The sequence below is a fragment of the Nocardiopsis prasina DSM 43845 genome (assembly GCF_000341265.1).
Taxonomy (GTDB): domain Bacteria; phylum Actinomycetota; class Actinomycetes; order Streptosporangiales; family Streptosporangiaceae; genus Nocardiopsis; species Nocardiopsis prasina.
Window position 1 is genome coordinate 1 of the sequence record NZ_ANAE01000071.1, and the last position, 13,206, is coordinate 13,206.

General features: G+C 69.5%; 15 protein-coding genes and 1 other RNA gene. 11 read left to right on the forward strand and 5 right to left on the reverse strand.

The window, feature by feature from the left end:
- The 9 genes from D452_RS27565 to D452_RS31630 form a co-directional block, all read left to right on the forward strand.
- The coding region (locus tag D452_RS27565) for an NAD-glutamate dehydrogenase domain-containing protein (RefSeq protein ID WP_040692969.1) at positions 1 to 297 on the forward strand (297 nt) is incomplete at its 5' end.
- Between the two features lie 154 nt (positions 298 to 451).
- Positions 452 to 1,570 (forward strand): peptide chain release factor 2, encoded by a 1,119-nt coding sequence (gene prfB / locus D452_RS0102060; RefSeq protein ID WP_026128898.1) that lies wholly within the window; start codon positions 452 to 454, stop codon positions 1,568 to 1,570.
- Positions 1,571 to 1,906: 336 nt separating this feature from the next.
- On the forward strand, positions 1,907 to 2,596 hold the full coding sequence (ftsE, locus tag D452_RS0102065) for a cell division ATP-binding protein FtsE (RefSeq protein ID WP_017542492.1): 690 nt from the start codon (positions 1,907 to 1,909) through the stop codon (positions 2,594 to 2,596).
- Positions 2,597 to 2,681: 85 nt separating this feature from the next.
- Entirely contained in the window at positions 2,682 to 3,593 is a 912-nt protein-coding gene (ftsX, locus tag D452_RS0102070) for a permease-like cell division protein FtsX (RefSeq protein WP_026128899.1), read from the forward strand.
- An 82-nt stretch (positions 3,594 to 3,675) separates the two neighbouring features.
- The gene (smpB, locus tag D452_RS0102075; RefSeq protein WP_017542494.1) at positions 3,676 to 4,140 is read left to right on the forward strand and encodes an SsrA-binding protein SmpB; all 465 of its coding nucleotides are present in this window, start codon (positions 3,676 to 3,678) and stop codon (positions 4,138 to 4,140) included.
- Between the two features lie 38 nt (positions 4,141 to 4,178).
- On the forward strand, positions 4,179 to 6,179 hold the full coding sequence (locus D452_RS27570) for a penicillin-binding transpeptidase domain-containing protein (RefSeq protein WP_017542495.1): 2,001 nt from the start codon (positions 4,179 to 4,181) through the stop codon (positions 6,177 to 6,179).
- Between the two features lie 375 nt (positions 6,180 to 6,554).
- Positions 6,555 to 6,926: a transfer-messenger RNA gene (ssrA, locus tag D452_RS29380) on the forward strand.
- A gap of 433 nt (positions 6,927 to 7,359) precedes the next feature.
- The gene (locus tag D452_RS0102085; RefSeq protein WP_026128900.1) at positions 7,360 to 7,692 is read left to right on the forward strand and encodes a PadR family transcriptional regulator; all 333 of its coding nucleotides are present in this window, start codon (positions 7,360 to 7,362) and stop codon (positions 7,690 to 7,692) included.
- A complete protein-coding gene (locus tag D452_RS31630; protein WP_017542497.1) occupies positions 7,689 to 8,414 on the forward strand; it encodes a hypothetical protein in 726 nt (241 codons plus the stop codon). The genes D452_RS0102085 and D452_RS31630 overlap by 4 nt, the downstream gene beginning before the upstream one ends.
- A 30-nt stretch (positions 8,415 to 8,444) precedes the next feature.
- Here the strand turns inward: D452_RS31630 and D452_RS0102095 are convergent, their stop codons facing one another.
- From D452_RS0102095 to nagA, 5 genes are all read right to left on the reverse strand, one after another.
- Positions 8,445 to 8,717, reverse strand: coding sequence for a type II toxin-antitoxin system RelE family toxin (locus D452_RS0102095; protein ID WP_017542498.1), 273 nt, complete (start codon positions 8,715 to 8,717; stop codon positions 8,445 to 8,447).
- Positions 8,714 to 8,986, reverse strand: coding sequence for a type II toxin-antitoxin system Phd/YefM family antitoxin (locus tag D452_RS0102100; protein WP_017542499.1), 273 nt, complete (start codon positions 8,984 to 8,986; stop codon positions 8,714 to 8,716). The genes D452_RS0102095 and D452_RS0102100 overlap by 4 nt, the downstream gene beginning before the upstream one ends.
- A gap of 108 nt (positions 8,987 to 9,094) precedes the next feature.
- Entirely contained in the window at positions 9,095 to 9,601 is a 507-nt protein-coding gene (locus D452_RS0102105; RefSeq protein WP_017542500.1) for an SRPBCC family protein, read from the reverse strand.
- A gap of 107 nt (positions 9,602 to 9,708) precedes the next feature.
- Positions 9,709 to 10,017, reverse strand: a complete 309-nt coding sequence (locus D452_RS0102110; protein WP_017542501.1) for a hypothetical protein — start codon at positions 10,015 to 10,017, stop codon at positions 9,709 to 9,711.
- Between the two features lie 102 nt (positions 10,018 to 10,119).
- The gene (nagA, locus tag D452_RS0102115) at positions 10,120 to 11,268 is read right to left on the reverse strand and encodes an N-acetylglucosamine-6-phosphate deacetylase (RefSeq protein WP_017542502.1); all 1,149 of its coding nucleotides are present in this window, start codon (positions 11,266 to 11,268) and stop codon (positions 10,120 to 10,122) included.
- A 627-nt stretch (positions 11,269 to 11,895) separates the two neighbouring features.
- On the opposite strand from nagA, the gene D452_RS0102120 reads away from it, so the two are divergent.
- Together D452_RS0102120 and D452_RS0102125 are read left to right on the forward strand one after the other, a co-directional pair.
- Positions 11,896 to 12,411 carry an NADPH-dependent FMN reductase gene (locus D452_RS0102120; RefSeq protein ID WP_017542503.1) on the forward strand — a complete coding sequence of 172 codons (516 nt, stop codon included), beginning with the start codon at positions 11,896 to 11,898 and terminating at the stop codon, positions 12,409 to 12,411.
- Positions 12,412 to 12,520: 109 nt separating this feature from the next.
- The gene (locus D452_RS0102125) at positions 12,521 to 13,183 is read left to right on the forward strand and encodes a LysE family translocator (RefSeq protein ID WP_017542504.1); all 663 of its coding nucleotides are present in this window, start codon (positions 12,521 to 12,523) and stop codon (positions 13,181 to 13,183) included.
- Positions 13,184 to 13,206: the final 23 nt, after the last annotated feature.

Genomic DNA, 13,206 nt, shown 5'->3' on the forward strand with positions numbered 1-13,206 from the left:
AACATCAGCTGGTGGCGTGAGCGGATCATCGACCTGCCCAGGGACGACCGCTGGGGGACGATGGCGCGTTCGGCGCTGCGCGACGACCTGTACTCGGCGCACGCGGACCTCACCAGCCGCGTGCTGGAGTCCGGTGGCGAGGGCTCCAACTCGGAGCTGATCCGCCAGTGGGCCGAGCAGAACGAGTCCTCGGTGCAGCGCGCGGGGATCACGCTCTCGGAGATCCAGGAGAACGAGCGCTTCGACCTCGCCACCCTCTCGGTGGCGCTGAGGTCGATCCGTTCGCTGGTCGACTAGCCGACTGGTTCCACAGGGGGAGGGGCGTCCGGGGCACCGGGCGCCCCTTCCCCTGCTCGGGGCGGGCCCTCGTGAGGGTGACGGTGGCCTCCCCGGCCGGATCCCGCTCGCGCGGATGGGGGCCGCCCTCCCACTGGGACCTACACTGGGTCCCGTGGCAGAACTGGACCCAGCAGAGAAGATCAAGGAACTCGCGGCGACCCTTGCGAGTGTGACCGCCGTGTTGGACCTGGAGGCCATGCAGACCCAGATCGCCGAGCTGCGTGAGCAGTCCGCGGACCCCGAACTGTGGGCCGACCAGGGCAACGCGCAGAAGGTGACGCGGCAGCTCTCCAGCCTGGAGTCCATGGTCAACAAGGTCAACGGCATCGGGCAGCGCCTGGACGACCTCGGGGTGCTCTACGAGCTCGCCGAGGCCGAGGACGACCCCGACACCAAGGCCGAGGCCGACCGTGAGCTCGAGCAGCTCCGCAAGGACATCGGTGAGCTGGAGGTGCGCACGCTCCTCAACGGCCCGCACGACGAGAGCGAAGCGATCGTCACCATCAACTCCCAGGCGGGCGGCGTCGACGCGGCCGACTGGGCGCAGATGCTCCAGCGCATGTACCTGCGCTGGGCGGAGCGGCACGGCTATCCCACGGAGGTCTACGAGACCTCCTACGCGGAGGAGGCGGGCATCAAGTCCACCTCGTTCGCGGTCAAGGCCCCCTTCGCCTACGGCACCCTGCGCGGGGAGCACGGCACCCACCGGCTGGTGCGCATCTCGCCGTTCGACAACCAGAACCGGCGCCAGACGTCGTTCGCGGGTGTGGACGTGGTCCCCATGGTCGAGCAGAGCGACCACATCGAGATCGACGAGACGGAGCTGCGGGTGGACGTGTACCGCTCCAGCGGCCCCGGCGGCCAGGGCGTCAACACCACCGACTCCGCCGTGCGCATCACCCACATGCCCACCGGGATCGTGGTGTCCTGCCAGAACGAGCGCTCGCAGTTGCAGAACAAGGCGACCGCGATGTCGATGCTCCAGGCCAAGCTCCTGGCCCGCAAGCGCCAGGAGGAGCAGGCCGCGCTGGACGAGATCCGCGGTGACTCGGTGAGCAGCTGGGGCACCCAGATGCGCAACTACGTCCTGCACCCTTACCAGAGCGTGAAGGACGTCCGCACCGGTGCCGAGACCGGCAACACCTCCGGTGTCCTCGACGGCGAGATCGACGCGTTCATCGACGCCGAGATCCGGTGGATGCGCAGCCGCGAGAAGAACGAGCAGAACTGACCCGTGGCGTCCCCGCCCGAGCGGCGGGGACACGCCCGGTCGCGCGCACGAACCAGAGACGGCGAACCCGCCTCGTAGCCCAACGGTGACGCGCACGACCCCGCAGTTTTACCGAAACTGCTATATGTGAACGTTATCATCGGTTGACACCTCCGATATGCTCGTGGCTGTTGTCCGATAGTGCTCTGATCTCCACAGATCTCTCGGGTGCGACAGGACCTGGACAATCCGGGCCCCTGCCCCCTCTAAACTGTCGGTGGCCATGCGGCCGGTACCATCCCGCGCGGAGCTCAGTCCGCCGGGTGCCCATACCTTCGAGAGCCTTGTGATGCGCCTGTGATCCACTTCGATAACGTCACCAAGCTGTACCCAACTCAGAAGCGCCCCGCGCTCGACGGTGTTTCCATCGACGTGGACAAGAGCGAGTTCGTCTTCCTGGTCGGCCCGTCCGGCTCCGGCAAGTCGACCTTCCTCAGGCTGGTACTCAAGGAGGAGAAGCCCAACGAGGGACGGGTGCACGTCGCGGGCAAGGACCTCGCGCGCCTGTCCAACTGGAAGGTCCCGCACCTGCGCCGCCGCATCGGCTGCGTCTTCCAGGACTTCCGCCTGCTGCCGAACAAGAACGTCTTCGAGAACGTCGCGTTCGCGCTGGAGGTCATCGGCAAGCCCCGGCGGTTCATCAAGAAGGTCGTCCCCGAGGTCGTCGAGCTCGTGGGTCTCGAAGGCAAGGCCGGGCGCATGCCCGGGGAGCTCTCCGGTGGTGAGCAGCAGCGCGTGGCCATCGCCCGCGCCTTCGTCAACCGCCCGCAGATCCTGCTGGCCGACGAGCCCACCGGAAACATCGACCCGGCGACCTCCATCGGCATCATGAAGGTGCTGGACCGAATCAACCGCACGGGCACGACCGTCGTCATGGCGACGCACGACGCCGCCATCGTCGACTCGATGCGCAAGCGCGTGATCGAGCTTGAAGAGGGCTTGGTGGTGCGCGACCAGACGCGCGGCGTCTACGGCCAGGCGTACTGACCCCTGGCACGCTCGTCGCCGGGCGGTCGGCGACCGCGAGACAACCGGCACGGCGAAGCCCCGAAGGATGGACCTTTAACAGATCATGCGAGCACAATTCGTTCTCTCCGAGACGTGGATCGGCCTACGTCGCAACCTGACGATGACCATCGCGGTCATCACGACCGTGGCCATCTCCCTCGCCTTGTTCGGTGCCGGTCTGCTGGTCAACCAGCAGGTTTCCGAGATGCGCAACTACTGGGACCAGCGGATCACGCTGACCATCTACATGTGCAACGACATCTCGCCGACCTCGGCCTGCCAGGAGAACGGCGCGGCGACCGAGGAGGACCGTGAGGCACTCGAGGGGCAGCTGAACTCGTTGCCCGAGGTCGAGGACTTCCGGTACCTCACCGCCGCCGAGGCCTGGGCCGACTTCCAGGAGCGCATCGGCTCCTCCAACGAGGCCCTCGCCGAGGCCGCGCAGGAGGGTGACATCCCGGAGAACTACCGGGTGCAGCTCACCAACCCCGACAACTACGACACCGTTCGCGCGGCCGTCGACGGGGCGGCGGGGGTCGACTCCGTCTCCAACGACCAGCGCGTCCTCGAACAGTTCTTCGGGCTGCTCGACGGTCTCAAGTGGGCCGCTCTGGTGGTCGCCGGTGTGCAGCTGGCCGCCGCCGCGCTGCTGATCGGCAACACCATCCGGTTGTCGGCCTACAGCCGCCGCCGGGAGACCGGCATCATGCGCCTGGTCGGTGCGTCGAACTTCTACATCCAGCTGCCCTTCCTCCTGGAGGGCGCCATCGCCGGTCTCATCGGTGGTGTCATCGCGTCCGGGTTCATCGTGGCCACCAGGTACACGCTGCTCACCCAGATCGAGGAGTGGTTCCAGTTCGACGTGGCGCTGGGCACGGGCTCGCTGCTGTACGTCATCGGTGTTTCGATGATCCTCGGTGTGCTCCTGTGCACCGTGACCTCGTTCCTCACCCTGCGCCGCTACCTGAAGGTCTGACGGGTCACCCGCCGGTCGGGCGGGCGCCGGGTACCGGGGGGCCACACGAAGTGGCCCCCCGGACGCATGAAGGGATACAACCGTGGCCAAGGAAACCGGGCGGAAACTGATCGCCCAGAACCGCCGGGCCCGGCACGAGTACCACCTCGACGAGACCTACGAGGCGGGGCTGGTCCTGACCGGCACCGAGGTGAAGTCCCTGAGAGAGGGACGCGCCTCCCTCGTGGACGGCTTCGCGCACATCCACGACGGTGAGGTGTGGCTCGAGGGCGTGCACATCCCCGAGTACTCACAGGGCACGTGGACCAACCACTCCGCCCGCAGATCACGTAAGCTACTCCTGCACCGCGAGCAGATCTCCCGGCTGATCGGCAAGACCCGGGAACCCGGGCGCACGCTGATCCCGCTGTCCCTGTACTTCAGTGACGGTCGGGCCAAGGTGGAGATCGCTCTGGCTCGCGGTAAGCGTGAGTACGACAAGCGCCATGCGATCGCCGAGCGTGAGGCCAAGCGCGACATGGAGCGCGCCCTTCGCCGTCGGCGTTGAGCTGTCCCACACAGAGGCGCCTGAAAGGAACACACAAGGTGTCCCCCCGTCCCCTCGGCCGCAGGATCGCGGCCGCCAGCAGTGGCCTGATCATCGCCCTGAGTCTCGCGGCGTGCACGACCCACCCCAGTCCCGAGGTGGCAGTCAGGTCCTTCCTGCTTGCCTGGCAGGACGGGAACCACGCCGAGGCCGCCCGTCACACCACCGGTGACCCGGAGGAGGTCGAGCGGGCCCTGACCGACGTGCACGACCAGCTCGACCTCGCCTCCGTCCGGTTCGACCTCGGCCGGATCTCCACGGAGGGAGAGTCCGCGAACGCCGAGTTCGGCGTCACCGCGGACCTCGGCATCGGTGACCCGGTGTGGAACTACACCGGGCAGATGTCCCTGACCAACGGTCCCACCGGCTGGCTCATCGACTGGTCTCCGAGCGTCATCCACCCCGACCTCAGCGAGGGCGAGCGCCTGGCCGTCAGCTACGAGATCGAGGACCGCGGCCAGATCCTCGACCGGTCCGGCGAACCCCTCGTCTCCGCCGACAGCGTCACCGCCTTCGGTGTGCTGCCCGCCGACATGGAGGACAAGGAGGCGGGCGTCACCGAGCTCGCCGAACTCCTCGACGAGGACCCCGACCCGCTGCTCAACCGGGTGCGCTCCGCGCCGCCGGAGCAGTTCCAGCCGCTGGTGCTCATGCGTGACGCGGACAGCAACCTCCTGCGCGAGGCCGGAAGCATCTCCGGCGTCGAGACGCAGGAGGTCGAGGTCAACCTGTCACCGCGCGCGGCCCCCTTCGTCCTCGGAGAGGTCGCGGGTACCTCGGAGCACCGGGTCTCCTCCCGTGTGGCCGGGTCCTACCAGGCGGGCGACACCGTGGGACTGAGCGGCCTCCAGAACATCTTCCAGCAGGAGCTGGCCGGAACCGCCACCACCCAGGTGGTCAGCCTGGGCGAGGACGGTGACCAGACCGACGTCCTGGAGTCCTGGGAGGGCGTGCGCAGCGGCGGCATCGAGACCACCCTGGACCTGGCCACCCAGCAGGCCGCGCAGAACGCGACCGAGGCGATGCCCGGCGACGGGTACCTCGTGGCGGTCGACACCACCAACGGCGAGGTCCTGGCCGCCGCGAACGCCTCCGGCAGCGCCGCCGACGACGCGGCCTTCACCGGCTCCTACGCCCCGGGCGGCACCTTCACCATGGTGTCGGCCCTGGCCGCCCTGGAGTCCGGTGCGGTCACCGCGGACAGCGCCATGCCCTGCGGGTTCCAGTCCGAGGTCGGTGACCAGGTGTTCACCAACCCCAGCAACGGCTTCCTCGCGGAGAACCCCACGCTGGTCCGCAACATGACCTACATGTGCACCGTCGGGTTCGTCGACGTCGCGCCCGAGGTCGGCGCGGACGCGCTCGCCGAGGCCGCCGGACAGCTCGGCCTGGGCGCCGACTGGCAGCTGCCGCTGCCCGTCTCCCCGGGCACCGTGGAGATCGCTGACGGCGACGCGGAACTGGCGTCCGCCATGATCGGCGACCACGGGGTCCAGGTGAGCCCGCTCTCCATGGCCCTGGCCGCGGGAGCCGTCGCGGACGGCTCCTGGCACGGACCCACCCTCGTCCGCGAGGAGGGCCCCAGCCCGGCCAACGCCAACGAGCTCTCCGAGGCCCACCTCGAGGTGGTGCGGGAGGGGCTGCGTGACGCGGTCACCATCCGCATGCCCGAGGTGAACGTCGGGGAGGAGCAGGTGTACGGCCAGGCCGCCCGCGTCGAACAGGACGACACCGCGCTGCACTGGTTCGTGGGCTACCAGGGGGACGTCGCCTTCGCGGTGCTCGCCGAGGTCGACCCCGAGATGAGCCAGTGGCAGCAGTACGCCGTCACCGCCGCGACCAGCTTCCTCAACGGGCTCGCCAACGGCGTCCCCGAGACCGATGGCGTCCCGGGCACCGAGGAGACCCTCCCGCCCGCCGTCCCCGGCGCTGAGGGCCAGGGCATCGAAGGTGAGGGTGTCGAGGGCCAGGGCGTCGGGACCGACCTCAGCGGAAACTGAGGAGCGCGGCCGACCAGGAAATGAGGACGCCGCCGGAGCAACCCACGGGTGCCCCGGCGGCGTCTTTCCTTGTGACTGGCACCGCGACAGCGGGCAGCGGGCCAGCGTGAGGACAGGACCTCGTCTCGGGGGAGGGCCCTGTCGCGTTTCAAGGTCGGCCCCGACCCAGGCCGACCGCCCCCGTGAGCGCGTCGACCGCTCTTGCGTCCGGCTCACGGGGGTTTCTCCCTGCCTGGGAGAAACCCCGCCGTCGCCGGGAATCAGCTTGGTGCCCGCACTGTTCAAGAGGTAGAGTGACGATCACGCGAGTGCTCGTTCACTCGCTTGTCGGCCACCCGGAACCCTCGGGTGACAGGTGGTCTTGACAACTTCACAGGGGGTGATCGGTTTCGACTTTGGTAGCCGTTCCAGGGGAAGCGGGTCGAGGGTTGTGTTTGTGACCTCGTTAATCCTGCATTCGCGTAAATTCAAGTGCCAATTCCAAGCGCACTGAGTTCGCTCTCGCTGCCTAAGCGATTGTGACTCTGTCGGCCCGGGCTCGTCATCGGCTCGGGATCCGGCACCATTTAGATGACTCACCGCTCGGATCAGGCCACGGGGCCCGAGTGGGACATTTTCGTGGCTGGGCCCGTCAGCGATGTGTCTGTACAAGCGCTGGGGCCGAGTAGAACGACACTACAGACTGCACCCGGAGAAGCCCTGGCTCGATGCTGAAGGACGCGGGTTCGATTCCCGCCACCTCCACTTGTCTCGAAGGCGACCCTGCTCGCGCGTGAACGCGCTCGCCGGGTCGCCTTCGTTGTTTTTTCGGGGGGACGACCCCCCGCCCCCCGATGTGCACTCGCTTGCGCTCGCGCCCGGCGCGCCCCGTGGTGTGGGGGCCTCTGGCCTCCTCCCTGTGGGGCGCTTTGTCGTGTCCGGGGTGGTGTGGCGGGTGTCCTGGTTGTGCCCTGGGGGTGTGGGGCTCCCTGCGGGGCGCCTCGTCGTGTCTCGGGTGATGCGGAAGTTATCTGTGTGCGCCCCGTGAGCTGAGTGTGCTCGTCGTGGGGCCCACTTCCGCATTGTTCCGGGAATCCGTATGACTATCTAGGTTGTTATCCTAACTAGATTGCTCTACGGTCTAGATAGATCAACCGACGGCGTTCCGGTCCGGACGCCCCACGCCAGTGAAGGAGAGCGGATGGATCGTCGATCGAGCTGGTTGAAGGGGGTTCTCGACCTCCTCGTCCTGGCTGGGCTCACGGAGGGCGAGAGCTACGGCTACGCCCTCGCGGCCCGTCTGGACGAGGCCGGGTTCGGCCGGATCAAGGGCGGGACCCTGTATCCGGTGCTGAACCGGCTGGAGGAGGCGGGCCTCGTCGTCGCGGAGTTCCGCGCGGCGGAGAAGGGGCCGGGGCGGCGCTACTACCAACTGACCGACCAGGGCCGCGCGGTCCTGGCCGAACAGGGCGCCGCGTGGCTGGAGTTCGACGCGTCGGTGCGTGAGGTACTGAGGAAGGGCGGCATCGGATGAGCTACATGGACGAACTGGAGGCCCTGCTGCGGGCCCGTGGCGTCACCGAGGAGCGGATCCGGGAGACGGTGGACGACCTCGCGGCCTTCGTCGCCGAGAGCGGTGTGGACCCGGAGGAGGAGTTCGGTCCGGTCGCGGAGTTCGCGTACGACCTCGGGGGCGAGGACACCGAGGCCGGGCCCGAGGCCCTGGTGTGGGGCGCGGACTCCTTCGTGGCTCAGGGGCGGATGAACGAGCTGGGCGCCCAGGGCTGGGAGATCGTCCGGCTGGACAGGCAGGGCCGGTTCGTGAGCCACCGGGAGGAGCCCCCGCAGGCCTGGGAGTACCGGCAGGAGTCGGCGCTGGGCCGTGGTGAGCGGGAGCGGATGGCGCGGCGCCTGGCCCCGGAGGGCTGGGAGCCGTGCGGACACTACCTGACCCACACCTACTTCAAGCGGGCGCGGGCGGCCGTGGTCGGGCCGGAGGCGGTGCTGGAGGAGCCTCCGGAACCCACCGGGAGGCGCTTCTTCTGGGGCGTGCCGGGGGTGGCCGTGACCGTGTTCTTCCTGGCGGTGCTGGTGGTCTCGCTGTTCAGCCTGGGAAGGACCCTGTGGGAGGGCGACGCCGCCGACCGGGTGGCGACCCTGCTGGGCGCGGTGGTGGGCGGCGCGGTGGGTCTGGCGGCCATGCTCGTCGTGGTCTGGCTCGCCTTCAAGCTGCTGGCGAGGATCAGGAACCGCTGACCGCGCGGCTCAGCGGGGTCACACCGATTCTCAACGGCCGAGGTTCTTGTAGATGTCCCTCCGGTGGCCGACCGCCACCATGCGGATGATCACCTGCTCGTCGACCACGTCGTAGATGACCCGATAGCGGCCGACCCGTAGGCGATAGCGGTCCGTGTATCCGGAGAGCGCCTTGATGTTGGAGTCCGGGCGCCTCGGGTCGTCACCGAGTGGGGTGAGGGCACGGAGGATGTCCATGGCGTCCTCCTTGGGGAGTGCCCGGATCTGCTTGCGCACCCTACGGAAGTCGAACTCCCATTTCACGCGGCGTTCCCCCGGCCTTCGTCGAAGATCTCCGCGACCATCTCGGCCATGCCCACCGCGGGACCGCCCTCGTCCTCCTCCATGTCGGCCTGGCGGGCGAGGAAGGCGTCCATGGCGTCTTCCAGGGCCTCGAAGTCCTCGATCGGAACGATGGCCGCCGCGGGTGTGCCGTTGCGGGTGAGGACGGTCGGATCGCCGTTCTGTGCCCTGCTGATCAGTTCGGGGAGGTGGGCTCTGGCGTCGCGGACGCTCATGGTGTGATCGCTCATGGCACCATCGTATCCGTGTGTACATGAAAATGTGTACACAATTGGACCAGGTTCGTCCCAAGGCACCGAACGACGGACACCGTCCACGGCACCGCTTCCACTTGAAGGTCAGCGGACTTCGGTCAGTGAACCGAAGTGGTTTCGGGTGTCCCGCACGAGGGAGGCGAGCAGGGTCTCCGTGAGGGGCCTCCCCAGCTGGACCGCGCTGTCCAGGCCCTTCCACGGGGCGAAGGCGAACGACCACACGAGCTTGCTGCCGACGTCGAAGGGCAGCACCTGGTAGTCCTCCGCGAAGGCGCTGAACAGGGGGAGGGTGGCCTCGGTGGCGTGGAACGACTTGCGTCGCCCGGCCTCGTCCCAGCGGAAGAACTCCTCCCGGATCCGGTACGTGCCGAGCACGCTGGCCTCACGGGTGGTGCCCACGCCGTAGGGCGGCTCGGAGGTGTGGAGGACCTCGGGCAGGGCCCGGCACCAGGACAGCGGCCGGGCCGAGGTGAGGCCCGCCCAGACCTCGTCGGGCGAGGCCGCGAGTTCGAGACCCACCCGCCAGCGCATGGGCGCGGTCTCGAAGAAGGTCTCGTCGACGGGGTCGAGCCCGTAGCGGAAGGCGGTCACGGGAGGTCCTTTGCGTCCGGGGTCACCTCTGGCGAAGGTACCAAGCCCTCGGGAAACGCCGGACGGGGGCGGTACCCGTCGGCATCGCCCCCGTCGTGTCCCGCGGCCTACGCCTTGGTGGCCCCCACGAGCCACGCCACCTTGTGGGCGGTCAGTGACACGCTGCCGCTGTTGCCCAGGTGGACCCCGAAGGAGGCGATGAACGCGAAGTCGTGTTCGCGCCGTTCGCAGATCACGTCCTCGACCGCGTGGACGGAGGACGGATTGTGCACCCGCAGGCAGAGCGCGGGCTCGTCCATCACCTCCGCCCGGACCTCGTAACGGGTCAGCTCGCTGGCGAGCTTGCCGAGGTGTTCGCGTTCCTCGGAGGGCACGCGGGTCGGCTGCTGGTCGTTGGCCTGTCTCGACTGAGCCATGATGGTTCCTTTCGTGTCAGGCACGGTGCTTTCCTCGACGCCCTGTCCGTAATTGTCGCTCAGGGTCAAGTTACTAATCCGTACCGTGCTCACGACACGCCGTTAGAACACCGAAGTGTCCGATTTCCAGGCGCCACGGTACATCACTGAGGAGACCGAGAGGTCCTCGTCGAGGACGAGGAGATCGGCGTGGCCCCCGACCTCGATCCGGCCCGTGTCGGCCAGGCCCAGCGCGGCTGCCGGGACCGAGGAGGCCGACCGGATCGCGTCCGCGACGGGCACTCCCAGGGCCACCGCGTTGCGCACCGCCTGGGGGAGCACGATCGTGCTGGAGGCGATCGCGCCGTTCTCCACCAGCCTCGCCTCACCGTCCAGGACCCGGACCCGGAGGTCGCCCAGGGTGTACTCGCCGTCCCCCAGGCCGGTCGCCGACATCGCATCGGTCACCAGGGAGACGCGCTCGGGCCCCGCGGAGTCGAACACCAGACCGGCCGCGCCCGGGTGGACGTGCACGTTGTCCAGGATCAGCTCCACCGTCACCCGCTCGTCGCCCAGCACCGCGGCGATCGGACCCGGGTCGCGGTGGTTCAGCGGCCGCATCGCGTTGTAGACGTGCGTGGCCACGGTCGCGCCCGCGTCGATCGCGGCGAGGGTCTGCTCGTAGCTGGCCTCCGTGTGCCCCACCGCGGCCACCACGCCGGCGGAGCGGGCCGCGCGGATCAGGTCCAGCGCGCCGGGCAGTTCCGGGGCCACCGTGATCATCCGGACGTGGCCGCGTCCGGCCGTCAGCCAGGCGTCGAACTCCTTGGTGTCGGGGTCGCGCAGCAGGTCCGGGTCGTGCGCCCCGCACTTGGAGCGCGCGATGAAGGGGCCCTCCAGGTAGATCCCGGCCAGCTCGCCCGCCTCACACAGGTCCGCTAGTGCGGAGACCTGGCGCAGTGTGTTCTCGGGAGTGGCCGCGACCAACCCGCCGACCACGGAGGTCACCCCGGACCTGCGGTTGAAGGCGACGATCTCCCGCACGCCCTCCGGGTCGGCCTCGGGGAAGGCGTGCCCCGCGCCGCCGTGGATGTGGGTGTCGACCAGCCCCGGTGCGACCAGCCGTCCGCCGACGTCGTGTCGTTCACCCGGGCCGGGGGCGCCGGTGCCGAGCTCGCTGACCCGGCCGTCCTCGATCCGGATCCACCCGTCGTGGGTGCCGTCGGCCGTGACGACGCGCGCCCCGGTCAGGGTGAGGGGTGTCTGGGCCATGTCTGGGTCTCTCCCTGTGTCTGGGGGGGTACCGCCCGAGGGGCGGAGTGTCGGGCTCTGTGTCGTAAATTACATTTCCGTGAACGGGAGGTTGGCAGGGGGTCGTGCGCGTCCCCGGCCCGTCACGTATCCCCAGCGGAGCAGGGTGATCCCGCTCCCTGGGACGGTTGTCCGCGAGGTGGACCGGCCCGCGCGGAGCCCGACACCCCCGAAGGAGGGGTGGCGGCACGCATTGACGATAGCGGCCGACGCGCCTCATGATGGAGCCATGTCCGCCGGTGAGCTGCTTGTCCAGCGCCTGCATGTCGATCTGCGACAGCAGGCGAGCGCGCTCTGTCGTAGCTAGCGCCTTGCGGGGCCCCGCCCCGTCACGGTTCTGAACCGTGCCCCCGTGCCCTTACGCAGACACCGGACGCTCATGACTCCCACCTGGGTCCCGGACCATCTCTCCCGGTCCGTGTGAGCACCCCCGACTGGATCGCCGCACACGAGCCCCGGACGACGAGGTCCCGCTCGGTCGAGGTTCACGAGGAACAGCGGTTTCCCTCCGGTGTCTTCCGATCACCGCCCCCCGCGTTCCTTCCGGTCGATCCGGCTCGTTCTGACCGAACCCAGGAGTTCTCCGCAATGACTCGCTTCACTGTGCTCGTCGCCGCCCCCCAGTCCCACTCCTCCGTGCACACCGCCGCGCTGCGCGCCGCCGCCGAGGTCGCCACCCGCGCCGGGGTCACCTCGACGCCCGAGATCATCGACCTGGCCGCCCTCGGCCAGGACCTGCTCGCCGAGTCCGCCGACTCCGTGACCGAGGCCCTCGAACAGGTGCGCCGGAGCGACGTGCTCCTGGTGGCGTCGCCGCAGGTCCACGGCACCTACACGGGTCTGCTCAAGGTCTTCCTGGACCGGCTGCCCGAGCTCGGCCTCGGGCACACCGTCGCGGTCCCGCTGGCCGTCGTCGACGACCTGCGCAACAGCCACGGGATCGAGGAGGACCTGCGTATCCTCCTGGCCGACCTGGGGGCCTGGGTGGCCGAGCCCGGCCTGATCCTGGCCTCCGACGAGACCCACAGCCCCGAGAGCGTCGTGCGCGCATGGGCCGACGTGGCCGCTCCCGGTCTGCGCCAGGCCGTCTCCGTGGCGGCCTAGGCGCCGGACGCCGGTCGGTCCGGTCCGGGGACGCGGGCGTCCCTGGACCGTGACCCCCGGGGCCCGGCGGCCCCTGGTGCGGCGGGTGCGCCGCGCCTAGGCTGGCCGCATGCTCTCCACGGCACAACTGGCCGTCTTCGCCCCAGCCGCGCTGGCGGTGGCGGCCTCTCCTGGCGCCAACAACCTCCTCGCGTTCCGCAACGGCCTGCTGCGTGGGCCGCGGCCAGCGGTGGTGGCGCTCGCCGGGCGCTTCACGGCGTTCGCCCTCATGCTCGGCGTGGTCATCACCGGCCTCGGCGCGCTCCTCCACGCCTCCCAGACCGCCTTCGAGGTCCTGCGGGTGACCGGTGCCGTGGTGATGGTCGGGCTGGGTCTGTGGGTGGTGTGGTCGGCCCGCACGGCGCGGGCCTCCGACGAGGTCGGTGTCTGGCGGGGGAGCGAGGAGCCTCCCCCGGCGTCGTGGGGGCTGGTGGCCCAGGAGTTCGTCACTGCGGCGGCCAATCCCAAGGCCCTGTTGCTGTTCACCGCCTTCCTGCCGCCCTTCGTCTCCTCGGGGCCCGGGGCGGCTCCGGCCGCAGTCCAGTTGGTCGCGCTGGGAGCCCTCTACATGCTGTGTGAGGCCTGCACCGCCCTGGGGTGGGTGGCCGCCGGGCGGATGCTGGCCCGTCGGCGACCGACCCGGCGGACCCTGCGGAGGCTCGACCAGGCGTCCGGCGGCGCCCTGGTCCTCTTCGGGGGAGGCCTGGCGTTGGCCGACCTGTCCCGACGTTAGGGGTCCGAGGCGCCGGGGGCGTC

Excerpts from the sequence above, each read along its gene's own strand:
- ftsX (WP_026128899.1), top strand. The coding sequence starts at position 2,682 with ATGCGAGCACAATTCGTTCTCTCCGAGACGTGGATCGGCCTACGTCGC.
- D452_RS0102085 (WP_026128900.1), top strand. The coding sequence starts at position 7,360 with ATGGATCGTCGATCGAGCTGGTTGAAGGGGGTTCTCGACCTCCTCGTC.
- D452_RS31630 (WP_017542497.1), top strand. The coding sequence starts at position 7,689 with ATGAGCTACATGGACGAACTGGAGGCCCTGCTGCGGGCCCGTGGCGTC.
- D452_RS0102100 (WP_017542499.1), bottom strand. The coding sequence starts at position 8,986 with ATGAGCGATCACACCATGAGCGTCCGCGACGCCAGAGCCCACCTCCCC.
- D452_RS0102110 (WP_017542501.1), bottom strand. The coding sequence starts at position 10,017 with ATGGCTCAGTCGAGACAGGCCAACGACCAGCAGCCGACCCGCGTGCCC.
- nagA (WP_017542502.1), bottom strand. The coding sequence starts at position 11,268 with ATGGCCCAGACACCCCTCACCCTGACCGGGGCGCGCGTCGTCACGGCC.
- D452_RS0102120 (WP_017542503.1), top strand. The coding sequence starts at position 11,896 with ATGACTCGCTTCACTGTGCTCGTCGCCGCCCCCCAGTCCCACTCCTCC.
- D452_RS0102125 (WP_017542504.1), top strand. The coding sequence starts at position 12,521 with ATGCTCTCCACGGCACAACTGGCCGTCTTCGCCCCAGCCGCGCTGGCG.